The organism is Flavobacterium sp. TC780, from assembly GCF_056783245.1.
Genome location: NZ_JBXBAV010000056.1, coordinates 1 through 19,076, shown reverse-complemented (window position 1 = coordinate 19,076; position 19,076 = coordinate 1). Strand labels below are relative to the sequence as shown.

11 protein-coding genes and 4 pseudogenes are annotated in these 19,076 nt (G+C 33.4%); 11 read left to right on the top strand and 4 right to left on the bottom strand.

Translation table 11 applies throughout. The features are described 5' to 3' along the window. The first annotated feature begins 107 nt into the window (after positions 1 to 107). From AC1RYN_RS05645 to AC1RYN_RS05625, 5 genes and pseudogenes are all read left to right on the top strand, one after another. On the top strand, positions 108 to 386 hold the full coding sequence (locus AC1RYN_RS05645; protein WP_481806165.1) for a hypothetical protein: 279 nt from the start codon (positions 108 to 110) through the stop codon (positions 384 to 386). A 28-nt stretch (positions 387 to 414) separates the two neighbouring features. Further along, on the top strand, positions 415 to 1,275 hold the full coding sequence (locus AC1RYN_RS05640; RefSeq protein ID WP_481806164.1) for a T9SS type B sorting domain-containing protein: 861 nt from the start codon (positions 415 to 417) through the stop codon (positions 1,273 to 1,275). A gap of 59 nt (positions 1,276 to 1,334) precedes the next feature. Further along, positions 1,335 to 2,240: pseudogene (locus AC1RYN_RS05635) on the top strand (PorP/SprF family type IX secretion system membrane protein). Between the two features lie 11 nt (positions 2,241 to 2,251). Continuing rightward, positions 2,252 to 4,191 (top strand): annotated as a pseudogene (locus AC1RYN_RS05630) (OmpA family protein). A gap of 318 nt (positions 4,192 to 4,509) precedes the next feature. Then, a protein-coding gene (locus AC1RYN_RS05625) for an IS6 family transposase (RefSeq protein ID WP_481806163.1) occupies positions 4,510 to 5,174 on the top strand; the annotation gives its coding sequence in 2 pieces (ribosomal slippage) (positions 4,510 to 4,705 and positions 4,705 to 5,174; 666 coding nt in all). Positions 5,175 to 5,314: 140 nt separating this feature from the next. Here AC1RYN_RS05625 and AC1RYN_RS05620 read toward each other — a convergent pair. Next, a complete protein-coding gene (locus tag AC1RYN_RS05620; RefSeq protein WP_481806162.1) occupies positions 5,315 to 5,650 on the bottom strand; it encodes a gamma-glutamylcyclotransferase family protein in 336 nt (111 codons plus the stop codon). Positions 5,651 to 5,977: 327 nt separating this feature from the next. On the opposite strand from AC1RYN_RS05620, the gene AC1RYN_RS05615 reads away from it, so the two are divergent. Continuing rightward, entirely contained in the window at positions 5,978 to 6,514 is a 537-nt protein-coding gene (locus AC1RYN_RS05615; RefSeq protein ID WP_481806161.1) for a transposase family protein, read from the top strand. Further along, complete coding sequence (locus AC1RYN_RS05610; protein ID WP_481806160.1) at positions 6,439 to 6,852, top strand: transposase; 414 nt, start codon at positions 6,439 to 6,441, stop codon at positions 6,850 to 6,852. The genes AC1RYN_RS05615 and AC1RYN_RS05610 overlap by 76 nt, the downstream gene beginning before the upstream one ends. A 145-nt stretch (positions 6,853 to 6,997) precedes the next feature. Here the strand turns inward: AC1RYN_RS05610 and AC1RYN_RS05605 are convergent. Then, positions 6,998 to 7,309 (bottom strand): annotated as a pseudogene (locus tag AC1RYN_RS05605) (patatin-like phospholipase family protein); the annotation flags it as partial. A gap of 2 nt (positions 7,310 to 7,311) precedes the next feature. Beyond that, positions 7,312 to 9,759, bottom strand: a complete 2,448-nt coding sequence (locus AC1RYN_RS05600; protein ID WP_481806166.1) for a bifunctional UDP-N-acetylmuramoyl-tripeptide:D-alanyl-D-alanine ligase/alanine racemase — start codon at positions 9,757 to 9,759, stop codon at positions 7,312 to 7,314. Positions 9,760 to 10,038: 279 nt separating this feature from the next. Here AC1RYN_RS05600 and AC1RYN_RS05595 point away from each other — a divergent pair. Next, positions 10,039 to 10,686, top strand: a pseudogene (locus tag AC1RYN_RS05595) (IS6 family transposase). Positions 10,687 to 11,266: 580 nt separating this feature from the next. On the opposite strand, the gene AC1RYN_RS05590 reads toward AC1RYN_RS05595, so the two are convergent. Continuing rightward, complete coding sequence (locus AC1RYN_RS05590; protein WP_481806159.1) at positions 11,267 to 11,485, bottom strand: hypothetical protein; 219 nt, start codon at positions 11,483 to 11,485, stop codon at positions 11,267 to 11,269. A 231-nt stretch (positions 11,486 to 11,716) separates the two neighbouring features. Between AC1RYN_RS05590 and AC1RYN_RS05585 the strand changes: the two genes are divergently transcribed. From AC1RYN_RS05585 to AC1RYN_RS05575, 3 genes are all read left to right on the top strand, one after another. Next, a complete protein-coding gene (locus tag AC1RYN_RS05585; protein WP_481806158.1) occupies positions 11,717 to 12,163 on the top strand; it encodes a T9SS type A sorting domain-containing protein in 447 nt (148 codons plus the stop codon). A gap of 4 nt (positions 12,164 to 12,167) precedes the next feature. After that, the gene (locus AC1RYN_RS05580; protein WP_481806157.1) at positions 12,168 to 14,519 is read left to right on the top strand and encodes an FG-GAP-like repeat-containing protein; all 2,352 of its coding nucleotides are present in this window, start codon (positions 12,168 to 12,170) and stop codon (positions 14,517 to 14,519) included. A 103-nt stretch (positions 14,520 to 14,622) separates the two neighbouring features. Beyond that, positions 14,623 to 18,855: an RHS repeat domain-containing protein gene (locus AC1RYN_RS05575; protein ID WP_481806156.1), complete on the top strand. Its 4,233-nt coding sequence runs from the start codon at positions 14,623 to 14,625 to the stop codon at positions 18,853 to 18,855. Positions 18,856 to 19,076 lie beyond the last annotated feature (221 nt).

The following is a 19,076-nucleotide window of genomic DNA, read 5'->3' as shown; positions in this document are numbered from 1 at the left end:
GCCGATAAACGTAATTACTGCTATCACAGAGACTACTGCTGTAAATGGTAATACGGGGGGACTACGGCAGCCTTGACAGTCAATGATACCTGAATGGCAATCCAGTTGTGATTGGCACGAGTCCAGGAGAAGTAACTTTGACAGGAGTGAACGTACCGTCAGGCTTGACTTTAAATGCAGACGGAACAGTTACAGTTGCAGCCAATACCCCAGCAGGAAATTATGCGGTTACCTACACGATATGCGAAGTAACCAATACGTCTAACTGCAGTACGGTCAAGTCAATTATTATTGTGGACAATCTTCTCTGGACGCAATTGAAGATGATTTTACAACTAATTGAATCAATGGTACCAATGGAGGTAATACCAAACAGTATTTGGTAATGATTTGTATAATGGAAAATTTTTAAATGTGTTAGATATTGATTTAAAGCTTGTTGGGATTGTTCCTGAAGGTTTTAGCTTAAATCCAAATGGAACAATAACGATAGCACCAAACACTATAGGAGGAAACTATATATTAATGTATCAAATTTGTGATAAATTAAATTCAAATAATTGTAGTATAGCTAAGGTTTTTGTCTTCGTTGAAGTTCCATCAATTGCGTTGATTAAGACAGCGGTATTTAATGATGAAAACATGAATGGGAATGCAGATGCTGGAGAAACCATTACTTATAGTTTTGTTGTTACCAATACAGGAAATGTTAGGCTGACAAATATTTCGATTAAAGATCCGCTTCCTGGAATTGTTATAACAGGAGGTTTAATATCTCTAGCTCCGGGAGAAAGTGATAGTACAACTTTTAAAGGTGTTTACGCGATGAAACAAAGCGATATCAATGCAGGAAAAGTTTCTAATCAGGCTTTTGTAACAGGAGAGAATCCTACAGGAATTATTGTATCTGATACTTCTGATGATAATGACAATCTAGGAGACAATCCAACAGTTTTATCAATCGAAGGTTGCGTAATAAAAGTCTTCAATGCAATGTCTGCAAATGGGGATGATAAGAATGAAAGATTTTATATTCAGGGTATAGGATGTTATCCAGAGAATACTGTTGAGATTTACAATCGTTGGGGAGTTTTGGTATTCCAACGTGAGAATTATAACAATGAAGAGCGCGCTTTTAGAGGGCTATCTGAAGGTCGAACAACAGTGAAGCAATCGGACGGATTACCAGATGGGACATATTATTATATTCTGAAGTACAAAGACAGAGATTCTAATGCACATCAGCAAGCGGGATATTTATACCTTACTAAGTAATAATTTAACAAATGGCTTAGTCATAAAAAAAAAACTAAGCCATTATAAAAGTAAAATACATGAGAAAAATAGTTTTAGTTTTTGTGTTATTTTCCGCTTTGGGATTTGCACAACAAGATGCCCAGTATACACAATACATGTATAACACTATTAATATAAATCCTGGATATGCGGGCTCAAGAGGAGCAATGAGTATTTTTGGGTTATATCGTACGCAGTGGGTTGGACTTGATGGAGCACCAGAAACGAGTAGTTTTTCGTTAAATACACCGATAAATAATAGTAATCTGGGATTAGGAGTTTCACTTGTAAACGATAAGATAGGGCCTACTAATGAGAACACTTTCTCTGCTGATTTATCTTATACAGTACCAACATCCGAAACATTCAAACTTTCCTTTGGAATCAAAGGAACAGCAAATTTATTTAATCTTGATATGAATAAATTAAATCCCGAATACAGGGGGATCCTCAGTTTCAAGATTTGAAATAATAAATTCTCTCCAAATATAGGAGCGGGAGTGTACTGGCATTCAGATAAAGCCTACATCGGGTTATCAGTACCTAATTTCATCGAAACGACAAGGTACAGTGATAATGATTATGCTATTTTAAAGGATAAGATAAATTACTATCTGATAGCTGGTTATGTATTCGATTTAGATCCTTATATCAAATTCAAACCTGCATTACTTACTAAAATGGTTGAAGGTGCACCTTTGCAGGTTGATCTTTCGGCAAACTTTATGTTTAATGAAAAGTTTACATTAGGAGTAGCTTATAGATGGAGTGCGGCGTTAAGTGCGATGGCGGGATTTCAGGTTACTGATGGATTATTCATTGGTTATGCTTATGACCGTGAAACGACAAGATTGAATAATTATAATTCAGGTTCACATGAGATATTCCTGCGATTCGAATTTTTAAATAATTATAGCCGAATAACCTCACCAAGATTCTTTTAAATCCTCACAAGATGAAAATTAAATATATAGCATCTACCATTTTTTTAGTGTTTATCTCACTAAATTCAAGTGCACAGACAGCAAGCCAGAAGAAGGCAGACAAGGACTATGACCAATATGCCTATATTGACGCCATTTCAATCTACGAAAGAGTAGCTGAAAAAGGGTTTAAGGATGAGAAATTACTTCAACGATTAGGCAATGCTTACTATTTTAACGGTGAGCTTACCAAAGCCGTAAAGTGGTATGATATCCTTTTTGAAATCAATAAAGAGCAAGAACCTGAATATTATTATCGTTATGCGCAAACTCTAAAGGCTACAGGAGATTATGCGAAAGCGGATAAAACCCTTGAAGTGTTTAATAAAAAAATCGCAACAGATAAAAGAGCGATACTATTTGAAAACAATAGAAACTATCTCGAGCAAATAAAAGCGAATTCAGGGCGATTTGAAATAGTCGATGCCGGTATTAACTCTACACAATCGGATTATGGAGGTACTTATTATGACCAAAAATTAGTATTTGCATCAGCGAGAGATACTGGAGGTGTGGCTAAGAAAACATTTAAATGGACCAATAAATCTTTTACCAATTTATATTCTGCAGAATTAACAGAGGATGGGACATTAGGAAAGGTAAAACGATTTGAAAAGAAAATCAATTCAAAATTCAATGAATCGACACCCGTTTTTACAAAAGATGGAAAAACGATGTACTTTACCAGAAATAACTTTTTGAATGGAAAAAAGAGAGAGATGACCAAAAAAACACCCTCTTAAAACTTTATAAAGCAGAATTCGTTAATGGAAAATGGGCCAATATAACTGAATTGCCATTTAACAGCAATCAATATAGCACAGCACATCCGGCATTAAGTGTAGATGGTAAGAAACTATATTTTGCATCAGATATGCCAGGCACTTTAGGCCAGTCAGATTTGTTTAGTGTGACCATTAATAATGATGGAACTTTTGGAAAACCAGAAAACTTAGGTTCATCGATCAATACGGAAGGACGAGAAACCTTCCCATTTATATCTGCTGACAATGAAATCTATTTTGCCAGTGATGGACGCCCAGGCTTGGGAGGACTTGATGTTTATGTTTCCAGAATCAATAATGACGGTAAATTTACAGAAGTCGAAAATGTTGGAGTCCCAATTAATGGCAAACAAGATGATTTTGCATTTATCATCAATAGTGAAAATAGAAGAGGATTTTTCTCCTCTAACAGAGAAGGCGGAAACGGAAACGATGATATTTACGAATTCACAGAAACAAGAAAACTGCTATGTGAGCAGAAGTTGAAGGGAATAGTTGTTGACCAGGAAACTAACATAATACTTGATAATGCCAAAGTAACCCTGCTGGATGAACAATTTAAAACTATAGAGGAAGTTTTAGCGGGAAAAGATGGAAGTTATACATTTAAAGTAAAGTGCAACACAATCTACCATGTTAGAGCCGCGAAACAAGATTATGAAACCAATGAAGTTCTAGTAAAAATTGAAGGTCAAACGGGTGAAACGAGCCTAATAATTCCATTAGAAAAGAGAATCAAGCCAATAGGCATAGGTACTGATTTGGCTAAAACGCTTAATATTCCGATTATCTATTTTGATTTGGATAAATCCTATATTCGTAAAGATGCCGCTTTTGAACTGGAGAAAATCTTAGCGGTGATGAAACAATATCCAAAGATGAAAATAGATGTTCGTTCGCATACTGATAGCCGTCAAACTGCCGCATATAACATTGCCTTATCTAACAGAAGAGCCAAAGCAACCATACAATGGTTAATTAAAAATGGTATTGCACCAAACCGATTAACCGGAACAGGATATGGAGAGAGTCAGCTTAGAAATAACTGTTCCGATGGAGTCGATTGTACAGAGTCTGAGCATCAATTAAATAGGAGAAGTGAATTTATAATTATTGCTATGGAATAATACGAATCATAGAATAATAAGCAATAGAATTGTAATTTTTTACACTTTATAATTACCACATAAAAACAACTGGAATTATTTTTATGTGGTATTGTATTAAAATAAAGTGGCTTTTGTTGATATTTACAGTGGATATTTTTTACGACATAATAAGTGAGAATCTTGTTAAAACTCATAATTTTAAGATGTGTTACTAAAATGTTTAAATTTTGTAGGTAATAACATGATTTGATGTTAAATACTTTTTAGAATGCCCTATTTGGGTTCTGTCGCATCTATGACTAAGTTTTATCTTTGGTTTTTCAAAACTAATAAAAAATGAATAGTAAAGATCATTGTTATCCAAAATATGCAATCCTTCAGGCAGTGTATTTTAAATTAAGATTTACACTTAGCTATCGTGACGTTGAGGAAATAATGAAGATTAGGGGGGTGATTGTGGATCATGCAACGATTCAGCGTTGGGTATATAAGTTTGCACCTTCACTTGAGGCAGAGATGAAGAAGAGAAAGGCAGAGTGGGGACGAGTTGGAGATTAGATGAGACTTATATCAAAGTAAAAGGTATTTGGTGTTATTTATATAGAGCAGTAGATAGGTCTGGTAATACAGTTGATTTCTTATTAACTAAGAGAAGGCAGAGGATGAGTGCCCAGTCATTTCTAATTAAAGCAATTAGTAATAACTGTAGTCCAAGAGTAATAAACATCGATAAAAGCGGTTCTAATACTGCCGCGATCAAAGTCTATAACAAACGTTCGTTCTCAAAGATTAAAATCCGGCAGTGTAAATATGGCAACAATATTGTAGAGCAGGACCATCGTTTTATAAAATGGCGTATCCAAAATGGACTAGGTTTTAAAAGTTTTGAATCGGCCAAACGAACATTGAGCGGAATTGAAGTTGTACATATGCTAAGAAAGAATCAGATGGTTAGGCCAGGATTATCTATGTTTAAATCATTCTGTAAACTGGTGAGCTAATTTTTAAATTACTTAAATTCTTATATTTGATTCTCGCAGATGCGACAGAGCCTTGTCTTGAAACTATTGATTCCCTAAATACCACTAGAGTATCCAAAAACAAAAAAAACTTTATCTACTAGACTTTACAGGTTCCCGAACTAAGATTTTTTTATGTAAATAAATCCTTTTTTACCTGATTGAAATTCGACCTCAATTCTTTTGTAATCATCCACTTCATATTTATCAGCGTTTAGTATTTCAGTTTCTGATATTTTGAAAAGCATACCTTCAACTTTATCATTTAAGTTTCCTGTAGGTTCAATTATTGGATGAAATTGTTGTCCGCTTTTTCGTAAAACTTCGGGGTCTGTGATTTCAACCATTTTTAAAATATACCCTAGTAAAGTATCTTTTTCTCCAGTGAGCAGTCTACCAAAAGTTTCCATTTGCACTTGCTCTTTCTGTAAGGTTCCGTAAGAAAATAAATTTGGCATTTTTAAATTAGTTTTATTAAGTGTTGACTTGTTATATAATTCATAATTCTTAAAGTCTGGCTCTTATTTCATTAGATTTTTTTTTTAGTACATGACAAAAAAAAACTGTAAGTTATTGGTGTTCAATAAAATAAAATATTTAAGACTTGTGTAAATGAGTGATATTTAATGAGTTAGATGGTGATTCCTAGGCAATCAACTAAGCACAGAAATACCAGTCATGGGTGTAAAATTACAAAAAAAATGTTGTGCGCAAGCTAACTAAGTTTAGTTTTAGAGCACGGCTTTGAAACAAAAATCAACAAAGCCCGATTGAAATTCATTTCGATGATGATTATCGCTTTATGTAAGGTTAAAAAAGTCAACTATATGTCTTTAGCTAATGCATTCGATAGTTGTGCTTCAGCAGAAAGTTCCTTTAGGAGAATACGGCGGTTTATGGCAGATTTTGATTTTCCTATTAGAATAATTTCCATCTTTATATTCAGTATTTTACCCGAAAAGAAGCATCTAATTTTGGTACTAGATGGTATGAATTGGAAGTTTGGGAATTCGAATATTAATATCTTGATGCTAGGGATTTGTTATAAAAATATAGCCATTCCAATTATGTTTAAAATGTTGGATAAGCGAGGTAATTCTGATACAAATGAAAGAATAGAATTAATAACACAATTTATAGATTGGTTTGGGAAAGACTGTATTGATTGTTTGCTTGCCGACAGAGAATTTATAGGTCATCATTGGCTTGATTTTTTAAATAAAAATAAAATACGTATTACATTCGATTGCGGAATAATTTTAAGGTTTATCGTTTTGACAAAAATGACGAAACACTGGTATTTTGGCTCTTTAACCGATTGAGAATGGGCGAATTTTATCATCATCCTAAAATTGTAAAAATTAATGGGGTAGAATGTTACGTTTCAGGTATGAAGCAATACGACAGGACAGGGAAATTGGATTTTTTGATTTTGGTCTCCTTCAATAAACCTGAGGAATCTTTGGAATATTATTGGAAAAGATGGCAAATTGAAACACTTTTCAAGGCTTTCAAAACCTGTGGCTTTAATATTGAAGATACTCATGTAATGGATCAGAAGAGATTAGAAAAATCATTCATGATCGTGATGATTGCATTGGTTTGGTGTTATAAAATTGGAGATTATGTAGATGAAAAAATAAAACCTATCAAATTTTAAAAACACCAAAGAAGAGTATTTAGTGTTTTTAAATATGGATTAAATCAAACTAATAATATACTTATCAATACTCTAAATAAATATCAATATATTGCAGTTTTTGTCATGTACTTAGCGCGGATTTATTAAAGAAAGAAGTTTCCTATCTCGATTTTGAATCCATGATCAAAGAATAGAAGTCAGTATCCATGACGATCTTCTCTATTTCTTTACCGGAATATCCTGAAGCATACAGACCACCAACAAAGGCACCCATACTGGTTCCGGAAATATAGTCGACTTTGACTCCCAATGAATCTAATACTTTCAGTACTCCGACATGTGAAAATCCTTTGGCACCGCCTCCGGCAAGGGAAAGTCCTATTTTTGGATTTTTTGGAATGACCAGATCCTTTTTCACTTGAGAATGAAACATTGAGAGTTGTAATACGAAGAGAAGGATCAGGAGTTTTCTCATAACTAGTCTTTTATATATATCCGTTTCACCCGGGGTGAAATTGATGTTAACACTTCATAGGTTATTGTTTTGCAGTAGCCTGCGAATTCTTTTAAACTTGGTTTTGCATTAAAAATGGTGACCGTATCACCTTCTTTAGCATTGGGAATTTCATCTACATTGATCATCATCATATCCATACATAGATTTCCTACGATGGGGGCCAGTATTTTATTGACACCCAGTTTTCCTACTTGGTTGCCAATAAGTCTTGGAATTCCATCTGCATAACCTACAGGAATAGTAGCAATCCTGGCAGCATTGTCTGCCTTATATTTTCGGCTGTACCCAACAGATTCTCCGGTATCAACTGTTGATATCTGTGAAATTACGGTTTTAAAACTTACCACAGACTGAAGTTGTTTTTGTATTTCACTACATGGTGATTCTCCGAGCATTCCGATTCCGATTCTTACCATATCATACTGGGTATCAGTGTAATTCGTTATGCCTGAGGAGTTTAAAATATGTCGAATAGGAGTGTAGTTCAGTTTCTCAATCAGATAACTGGAATTCTTTTCAAAAACTTCAAACTGTCTGAGTGTAAATTCTTTTTCTTCAGGCATATCAGAAGATGATAAATGACTGAATATGCTCTGCACCTTTACATTTTTATGGCTTAAAGTTTCGCTTAGTTTATCTAATTCAAAATCTTTAAAACCAAGACGGTGCATTCCTGTTTCAAGCTTGATGTGAATAGGATATTTTTTATCATATCCGGATTTTTGAACTGCTTCATAGAACAACTCCAAAACCCTGAAACTGTAAATTTCGGGTTCCAGATTATATTCAATAATCGCTTCATAACTGTGCTGTTCAGGATTCATGATAAGAATGGGAGTCGTGATTCCTTTTTTACGAAGCTCAATACCCTCATCTGCATATGCAACCCCCAGATAATCAATATGATGATGCTGTAAGAATTCGGAAATTTCGTAGCTGCCCAATCCGTAAGCATTAGCTTTTACCATCGCCATCATTTTCGTCCCTGATTTCAGTAGGGATTTATGATAATTGATGTTATGAAGAATGGCATTGAGGTTAACCTCCAGAACGGTATCATGCTTTCGCAGTTCAAGGATATCTTTCAGTTTCTCTATTTCAAATTTTCTGGCTCCTTTGAGAAGAATAATCTGATTTTCTATTCCTGAAAGATATTTACTATTAATTAACTCCTGAGTACTGACGAAAGTAGAAGTTTTAGACTTGAATAATTCCGTGAATTTTGATATTTCTTCCCCAATCAGGAAAATAGAATCAAACTTTTGGTCATTGACTAGTTCAGAGACTTCTTCATAGAGTTCTTTGGAATTAGAATTAACCCCTACGATATCTGTTAAGACCAGTGATTTTTTAGATTTCTTATATTCATTCAGAAATTGAAGCGCCGTTTTTAGGGAATCCAGATCGAGATTAAAAGAATCGTTAATAATCATATTATTTTTAATTCCTTCAATGGCTTCCAGACGCATTTCTACAGCTTTTAGAGAGTTGATCTTATCAATGATCTTTTGATTATCAATATTCAGTTCTTTTAAAACCGTTATCAAAGCCAATGCATTAGTCAGTGTAGCTTCGTCTTTCTGATGAACAGGGAAGGAGATTTCTTCGTCAAAATAAACAACAGTAATATTTTCATCCTTGGTAATACCTTCTTTAATGAAAACATTGCTATCATTTTTAAGTCCATAAGAAATTATTTTTTTACTTGAATACAGTTCGTGTATCTTCTTGGAAACCAATAGATGATCACCATTGTAAATAATAACCTTAGAATCTTTAAAAAGCTTTATTTTTTCGTCTATCAATTCTTCTTCCGATTTAAAATTGGCTGCATGGGCATTCCCGATATGGGTAAGCAACCCTATCTCCGGATGAAAAATATCTTCTAGTTTCTCCATCTCGTGAGGCTTTGAAATACCTACTTCAAAAATGCCAAGTTCATAAGAATCGTTAATCTGCAGTAGGGAAAGCGGAAGACCAATCTGAGAATTAAAACTTTTTGGACTTTTTACGGTTGGGAATTCATTCCACAGACACTGATAAAGCCATTCCTTAAGGATGGTTTTTCCGTTACTTCCGGTAATTCCAATAGATTTAATATGAGAATGTTCAAAATGATATTGGGCCAGTTTCTGAAGGAAAGCAACCGAATTTTCAACAAGGATCCATGTTACATTTTCAAACTGCGGATATTGATGCTCAGAAATGATCACACTGATACCGCGGTCTATTGCAGATTCAATAAATTTTTCACCGGAATTCTTATGCGTATTGATCGCAATAAATGCCGTATTCTTTATTGAATAAATAATCCTGCTGTCAAACGCGATATTTCTGATTACTAAATTTTTATCACCCATGATCTGTGCATTGGTGATCTCTTCAATTTGTTTTACTGTATAGTTCATGGGTACTCCTGCTGCTTTATTTTGAGCAAATTTATAGTAAAGTTTCGAGAAAATTGAATTAATCTGTTGCTTTGCGGGGTACATTACTATCGAAATTAATTCAATCGCATAAATAAACTTAATACATGAAAAGATTTGTGGTTTTTATAATTATAGCTTAAATTTTAAGCTTTTAATTTCATTAAAGAGGTCTTTCTTAATTTTACTAAAAGGTCTTTTATATGGTTCTGTCGCATCTGGGAATAACTTTTATCTTTAGAATTTTAAACCGATCAAAAGATGAATACTAAAGGGCATTGTTATCCAAAATACGTAATTCTTCAGGGGAGTATATTTCAAACTAAGATTTACACTTAGTTACCGGGATGTTGAAGAAATAATGAAGATTAGAGGAGTCATTGTGGATCATGCCACGATTCAGCGTTGGGTTTATAAGTTTTCATCTTTGCTTGAGGCAGAGTAAGTAGGTACAAGTTGGAGGTTTGATGAGACCTATATCAAAGTTAAAGGTATTTGGTGTTATTTATATAGAGCAGTAGATAAACTAGGCAATACAGTAGATTTTCTTTTGACCAGAAGAAGACAAAGAATGAGCGCTCAGTCATTTCTAATTAAAGCTGTAGTAATAACTGCCGGCCAAGAGTAATAAACATTGATAAAAGCGGTTCAAATACTGCAGCGATCAAAGTATATAACAAACGTTCGTTCTCAAAGATTAAAATCCGGCAGTGTAAATATCTCAACAATATTGTAGAGCAGGACCATCGTTTTATAAAATGGCGCATACAAAACGCATTAGGCTTTAAAAGTTTTGAATCGGCCAAACGAACCTTGAGTGGAATTGAAGTTGTGCATATACTGAGAAAGAATCAGATGGTTAGTCCAGGGATATCTATGTTTAAATCATTCTGTAAATTGGCAGGCTAACTTTTAAATTACTTAAATTCTTATATTTGTTTCTGACAGATGCGACAGAACCGGGTCTAAAAACATTAAATTATTTAACTCAGTTTACGTCTGCACTGCGGACGTAATTTGAAAGATTTGATTTTACTTATCAAATTACCTTAGTGAAAAGCACATACATATCGGAATTGGAATATGTTCTGAAAAGAATTCTAAAGTGAACTTGGTAGGTCAATAGTTATTCATACAGTCATGTCTCTTATGTTTTCAATTGTATCCACACTGCATACACAATTGAGTAAAAATGGTCTTAATTAAAAATAGAGTTTTTAGCGGACGTATTACCATTCGAAATTAGCCTTCTAGGTCTTGATTTTGCTGAATTTCTAGTTTTTAAAAACAGCCTGTGCCACGATTCTGCCACAAAACTTTTGAGCATTTTAATAAATCATTGATTAAGGATTATAAAAAAAACTGCGAATCCTTGGATTTGGAGGTTTTTTGCGCGTTTTTTGAAAAGATTGTTAAAGTTGCCTTTTTCACTTCTTTTCCTCTTTTGGTAGGGAGAGCAAGATTTGAACCATAACACTAAAAACCTTATTTATAAAGCATTTTGAAATAGTTTCAGATCCTGATTGAGACTATTGGGTAAAAGATTCTTACCTGTTTTTGTCTTATTTACTTTTTGAGGAAATACTGCATCTTTTGGAATATTCCAAGCTTTACGAGTTAGGAATGCTCTTTTTATTTTACCCACAGAAGAGTATTGGTAAGTTGTTCTTAGGGATAGTTCTTTTTTTTTACAAACTCTATTACCCAAAGATATTTCATATTTATAGAAGTTAGATATCAGCTCTAGTATTCATAAAGTCAAGATTTACATCTTTTCACATTAATTTGACTTTCTTATTTTAAATCTACAATTAGGATAAAATAGTATAATTTATAGTTAATATATGATAAATCTTACATTTTAATTATGTATAGGTTTGCCATTTAAAATAACTAAAATTTTACCTCATTTTAATCTAGTAAAAATTGGTGACCAATTATGAAAAAATTTTTATCAATCATTCTATTTAGTACTTTTTGTGTTGTTAAAGCACAGGAGCCAATACTAACATTTACTTACGATCCGATAACAGGAAATCAGATAGTTAGGCAATTTTGTCAAAGTTGCGGTGTTGCTAAACCCGCTAAAGAAATTGAAGCTATTATAGAAGAAGAGTTGCTTAAAAATTCAACTGACGACGTGATTTCTTACTACCCAAATCCTGTGAGAGAAGAACTATATCTAAAATGGGATTTAAGTAATGACAACTTTGTAAAATCAATACAAGTAATCGGAATTAATGCACAAGTTTTAAAAGAATACCAAAATAAAAAAGAAACGAATTTTCAAAATATTCCTTTTCAAAGTTATCCCACAGGAATCTATATCATATCATTATCATATAGTAATGGAGAGCAAAAAAGAATAAAAATCATTAAGCAATAATATTATGAGGCAATTTTACCTTACGATTCTCTTTATAAGCCTTAGCTTTTTTACTACAGCACAAACAAATCCTACTGGTCCAATGCGTGAGGCAGGTATTACAGATGGCGACTTATCGGTTACCTTGTCTGGCGGTGCTTCTTACTCGGTACCAATAGCTGTTCCCCCAGGAATCAATGGAGTTATTCCAGAAGTAAGTCTAAACTATAACAGCCAGGGAGGAAATGGGTCTGCGGGCTACGGATGGGCATTATCAGGATTATCATCAATTTCAAGAATCCCTGCCACAAAATTCCATGATGGTACAATTGATGGGGTAGATTTTGATGCTTTAGATCGATTTGCATTAGACGGCCAACGATTATTAGTGAAAAATGGAACTTCTGGGGTTTATGGAGGCAATGAGACAACATATGAAACAGAGATATTTTCCAACATAAAAATTACCTCTCATGGGATACATCCAAGTGGAGTAAATTTTGGACCAGCTTATTTTCTTGTAGAATATCCTGATGGTTCGAAAGCTTATTATGGTAATTCAACAGATTCACGTTCGATAACAGAATGGTCAATTACATATTGGGAAAATGCGCAAGGTATTCGAATTAGTTATTTATACAACCAAGCAAATAACTTATTGGAAATTGCTGCTATAAAATATGGAACATTAACAACTACTACGCCCATAAATCAAATACAATTTATATATGAACCAAGAGTAAAATCTGAAAATTATTATATTGGAGGACAAAATATAATGAGAAGTAATCGTTTAAAGGAAATTAAATCTTCGGGAAATAATATTGGATTCAGAAATTATGTCCTAGACTATAATATGGCTCAATCTTCAGAAAAATATGATCGATTGTATTCCATTACAGAAAAGAGTGGAGATAATACAAAAAGTTATAATCCAACAGTTTTTAACTACAATAATACAGATGATTCTATTAATTACAGTTCTAATCCCACTGTGTTAAGTGTCAATAGTGTCAATTCGACTAATGCTGTTACAGTAAATGGAGATTTTGATGGTGATGGTAATATGGATTTCATACTATATCCAAAGACAGGTGTAGAAGCTAAATCAATATATTGGATTTTTACAGGTATCACCCCTAATACTGGCACACAAACAATTCTAAATTTGGGACTACTTCAAGAGCCTGGTGCTTTTGATGAAATTCTGCCAGTTTCTTGGTTAAGTTGGAATAACAAACTTATGAATGGTCAAGGCTGGACAGTTGTAAAAACTAACCCAAGTACAAATCTTACCACTTTTAAAACTTATGCTATTGGTCCTTCTTCTATAAACCCTCAAGGTGAAAAATCGTATACTTTTCCGAAATTCTCGTATTATTCTGAGCATCCTTTAAGTTGTACATCAACTAGACCACCATTTTTCTATACGGTAAATATTCCGAAGCGTTATCTTAATGGTGATTTTAATGGTGATGGATTAACTGATGTTGCAGTTGTAGAAGAGAACCTTGAGTATTCTTACTTAGCACCTTGCGACTCAAATAATGAGCCGCTTCATACCACAAGTAATTATTCGGGAGATACTTATTTTATGAATCTGGACAGACGACTAAATTCAAATTTTGTTAATAATGCTGGAAAATTAATTGTTTTAGAGACTAGTAAAACTTATGTCGCTGATTTTAATGGGGACGGAAAGTCGGACATTTATGTTTTTGATACTGGAAAAGTAAGGATCTATTCCTTGAATGACAACAAACAGTTTGTTTTATTATATCAAACACCAACTACAGATACAAGTATTCAATTAAGCAGACCTATTTTGATAGGTGACTTTAATGGTGATGGGAAATCGGACTTTATGATTCCTATAGAATCGGGGAATGGTTGGTACAGGTACTTATCAACAGGTACCACTTTTGCTAAAGAAAATAGAAATATTGCCTATGTAACTCCTAATGATTCGTTTAATAGTTATAATTATATTGCAACAGATTACAATAATGATGGAAAAAGTGATTTGACGATTATAAAAAACACTAAAAATAATTCAACTGGACTGGGGACAATTCAAATTACAGCAATAACAGAAATGACTCCATCTTCCTTCAATACAAGGACTGCAATTACCACTGCACAGGCAAATATTAATCAATATGCGTTACCAATATTTATACCATCTACAGACCAACAGCATCCACGTTTTGAAATCGCTTTTATAAATAATAATAGATTACATTTTTTTTATTCTAAAAAAGATAGCAGTAAAGATCGCCTACTAACCAATATTACAACTGGAAATGGCGTTCAACAAGCTATAACGTATCATCCATTAGAGCAGATTCATAAAAGCACTTTCTATACAGTTATATAATCCAAGCCAGGGAACAGAAACTTATCCTTATTTTGACATTGTTGCATCCCCTGATTTGCAAATTGTTTCAAAGTTAGAAAAAAAGAGTGCCACAGTTTCTAAAATGAAATTATATGGTTATTATGGAGCTGTGACTAATTTGGAGGGATTAGGATTTATGGGATTTAGATCAATAATGGAAACCAATTGGCACAATAGTTCCAATCCAGAAATGTGTACTATAACTAAAAGAGATATAAAATTAAGAGGGGCCATAACTGAGAGTTATTTAGTGCCTTACTTAACCTATCCAAATAATGGTTTTAACCAATCAGATTATACCACCAAAACAACTTTATCATATACACCAAGTCCAGAACTTGCCCTACAATCAAATAAGGTTTTTAAGTTGCAAAACAGCAGTATCAAACAAATTGATACACGATATAATACTAGTGCAGAAACTACAATTTCATACAATGAAAACAATAACCCGCTTATAACGACCACAGTCACTAGTGAAGGGGCTGCTGTAGCGCAAACCGTAAAAGAAACCGTAGAATACGAAAGTGCTAATTCTGATACTCCCTATATAATAGACAGGCCTTATCAAAAAAATGTATCTACCACAATTCCGGGAAATACAACTTCGTATTCTGAAATCTATGAATATGATAACAAGCATCTTGTATCAGCTGTTGAAAAATATGCAACGGGTACTGGAAGCATAGTGGAATCCAATCTTTATGATTCTTTTGGAAATTTAACCCAAAAAACTGTTTCAGCACAAGATATGGATCCGCGTATAACTAAATATCAATATGATACATCCGGCCGTTTTTTGACTAAAATAATAGATAATGATAATTTAGAATCAACTTTTGAATACGATTTGAATAATGGACTTTTAAAAAAAGAAATTGATCCATATGGCTTATCATCCTCATATACCTATGATTCTTGGTTTAGAAAATTAACAGCAAAAGACGATCAGTTAAACAAAGTAATTACATATAATTATACGAACACCTATGCTTCCACAAATGGATCTGAAACAACAGTTACAATAACAACAGATGCTTTAGATGGAAGTGCTAGTGAAGAAAAGTTTGATGATTTAGGTAGAAAAACAAGATCAGGAGCAAAAGATATCAATGGAACATATTCCTATGTATCTTATTTATATGATATTTATGATCGAAGTTATAAAATAAGTGAACCTTATTTTGGTACTACACCATCTCAATGGAATGAAACTAAATTTGATATTTACAGTAGACCTACAGAGAGTATTTCATTTAATAACAGAACGACAACAATAGCATATCCCAATTTATCAACGACAATAACTGATGGGCAAAAAAGTAAAACAATTGTTAAAAATGCTATTGGTAATATTGTTTCTACTAATGAAACAACAGGAGGGAATATCAATTTTTCCTATTTTGCAAATGGAAATCTAAAACAAACCAGTTATAATGGTATTAATATTACCATGGAGCAAGATGGCTGGGGGAGAAAAACCAAACTAATTGATCCATCGGCTGGGACTTTTACGTATAAAAGTAATGAATTAGGAGAACTAACAGAAGAGACTTCCCAAAATGGAGGCGTGATTACCACTATAACCAGAGATAATAGCGGAAGACCAACTAAAAAAACAATTGTTGGAGGAGGTACTGATAGTGAGACCGAATATACGTACGATGCTACAAAGTTACCAATAACAATAACGTATGTCGACAACAATGAACCTATTGGAACTAATAAAACTATAACTACGATAACTTATGATCCTATTTTCAAAAGGGCTTTATCTGTTGAAGAAAACAAAATCGGGGTTTCAAAATTCATCAAATCCTTTACTTATGATGGTTTAGGCAGAGTTGAAACAGAAACTAAACGTGCAGAAATAGGAGGTAAATTCAGTACGATAGTAACCAAAAATATTTACAAAAATGGAAACTTATATCAAATTTTAGACAGTAACAATAAAGTCCTTTGGCAGACAAACTTGTTAAATGCAAAAGGACAAGTATTAGAAAGCGTAACTGGTAATGGCATAAAAATGACTAATACCTATGATATTGATGGGTATTTATCAAAAATGCAACATGATAAAACTACTGTACCAGCAAGTAATATATTAACTCTTACAACCACATTTAATAAAAATACAGACAATTTAGATAGTAGAATTAATAGTTCCTTTGGAAACTTTACAGAAACTTTTAAGCATGATGAAATAAATAGATTAACTGAATTTACAAATAAATTTGGGGCTCAACAAAGCCAAACCTATGATGCTTCGGGAAAAATTTTGGGCAATAATTTAGGGTTTTACCAATATGACGCTACAAATAAGTATCAAAACACAGAGATATCATTAGGTTATGATTCATCACAGTATTATGCTAACAGAGGCGGTATTTTTAATGATGATATGGAAGCCAAATCAGGTTGGTCTTTTAATCCGCATAATCCTCAGTGTATTTCATTTGATCGGTCAAAAGGTATTGCAACTGCCATAAAGTTAAATACAACATTGTCAAGTGATGGTATGAGTTATGTACAATCAGATGTCTCAGTTCCTATTGATAATATAGCTGACACAGAATACACTTTTTCTGGTTGGGTTTATACAGATAATCCGACTGCTCAACTTACACTTTTTCAATACAATGCAAATGAAACGGGATATTTCTCTTACGTCAATAGTGTTAGCACAACAGCGTTGAATAATTGGAAATTTATTGAAAAGACTGTGTTGGTGCCTGCAAGTGTTAAATCCTTGCGACTGCGTCTTGATGCTATAGGAATAGGTAATGTTTGGTTTGATAATGTAAAAATACGCAAGACAAGTGATCCAGTTTCTTCAGGTTTAAAAAAACTAAATGTCACTTATAATGCATTTAAAAGTCCTAAACAAATAGAAGAAACTGGTGTAGAGAAAATAAGTTTTACTTACAATGATGACAATCAACGAAGCACTATGTACTATGGAGACTTTAATGATGAAAAATCACTAAGGCCACTACGTAAGCATTATTCGGCTGATGGCACAATGGAGATTAAAGAGAATAGAACTACTGGTGCTTTTGAATTTGTTACTTATATAGGAGGAGATGGCTATTCGGCGCCAATTGCTGTTAAGAGTGATGGAATAACACAAAAATATTTATATTTACACAGAGATTATCAAGGGACTATTTTAACAATCACTGATGACAATGGTGCTATAGTAGAAAAAAGATTATTTGATGCTTGGGGTAGTATCATGAAAGTGCAGGATGGAGTAGGAAATACACTAATAGGGCTAACAGTTCTTGATAGAGGTTATACAGGACATGAACATATACAAAGTGTTGGACTGATTAATATGAATGCGAGATTGTATGATCCAATACTTCATCGATTTTTACAAGTCGATAATTATATACAAGACCCAACAAGTACTCAAAATTACAATCAATATGGCTATGTATTTAATAATCCGTTGCAATTTACAGATCCGAGTGGAAATACTGCCAATGGACCTGGAAAGGACTGTGTAGATTGTGGATTAAGTAACGGACAACAAACCTGGATAGGGAACGGAATCAAAACTATAAAAGATAATTGGGATAGCTGGGGGATTAAAGATTGGGCAAAACAAAATATAAATTTTAAAAAATGGGGGGTTACAGATTGGACAAGAAAGAACCTAAATCTTAAGAATTGGGGAAATAGTATAAAATCTTTTTTTGGTGGAGGTAAAAGTGATGCACCACCACCACCACCTAATTTGAGTCAGTATATCAATATTGAAAACTCAGAAACAAATGGAAATTTGGCGACAACAGGTAGTATACTAGGTGGACTAAGTGGGGCTATGAACGAATTATCGATTGTTAAATTTAACAATTCTGCACCTAAAGGTTTTTTTGCGGTTAATTTTAACGGAACGCAAAAATATTGGTCTGAAGCCTTCAAAGGTGGTACACGAGCAGAAATTTCATTTTCAGTAGTACAAACTGCAAAATCAAGTTCCAATGCTTTAAAAATAGCGTCTAAATATGGTGGTTATGCAAGTATTACGGGATCATATATTGGTTACTATGGTGCCGGAGAGAACCTTATAAAAGGAGATTATTATGGAGCTACTAGAGAAGGTATAGCAAATTATGTTGGAACTAGAATAGCTGCAACAAGAGGTAACATTGCAGGAATAGGCTGGACAATTGGCTGGAATATTTTAGGCCCATGGGTAACAAATAGTGAAATCTATAATAGGGCCTTTTTTGGCAAAGGATCATCCGTATATCAAGAAAGAGAAAGGATAAATGGCTGGAATGAGAGTAAAATATTTAAAGATTAGATATTATGAAAATATACAAGTTAATTTATTATTACTTTTTCCTTAAAAGTTTGAAAAAAAATGCTGCTCCAGAAATACCAGTATATGCAATGCTATCGTTTGTGCAAACTAATAATTTGATAGCCTTAATTAACATCATATTAATTATTACAAGAGTGAACATTGCTTAGGTGCTGCCTCCCTAACAACAGGAGCATGTATTAACCTTAGCAATACGTAAA

Excerpts from the sequence above, each read along its gene's own strand:
- AC1RYN_RS05615 (WP_481806161.1), top strand. The coding sequence starts at position 5,978 with ATGATGATTATCGCTTTATGTAAGGTTAAAAAAGTCAACTATATGTCT.
- AC1RYN_RS05620 (WP_481806162.1), bottom strand. The coding sequence starts at position 5,650 with ATGCCAAATTTATTTTCTTACGGAACCTTACAGAAAGAGCAAGTGCAA.
- AC1RYN_RS05575 (WP_481806156.1), top strand. The coding sequence starts at position 14,623 with ATGAAATTATATGGTTATTATGGAGCTGTGACTAATTTGGAGGGATTA.
- AC1RYN_RS05585 (WP_481806158.1), top strand. The coding sequence starts at position 11,717 with ATGAAAAAATTTTTATCAATCATTCTATTTAGTACTTTTTGTGTTGTT.
- AC1RYN_RS05600 (WP_481806166.1), bottom strand. The coding sequence starts at position 9,759 with ATGAACTATACAGTAAAACAAATTGAAGAGATCACCAATGCACAGATC.
- AC1RYN_RS05580 (WP_481806157.1), top strand. The coding sequence starts at position 12,168 with ATGAGGCAATTTTACCTTACGATTCTCTTTATAAGCCTTAGCTTTTTT.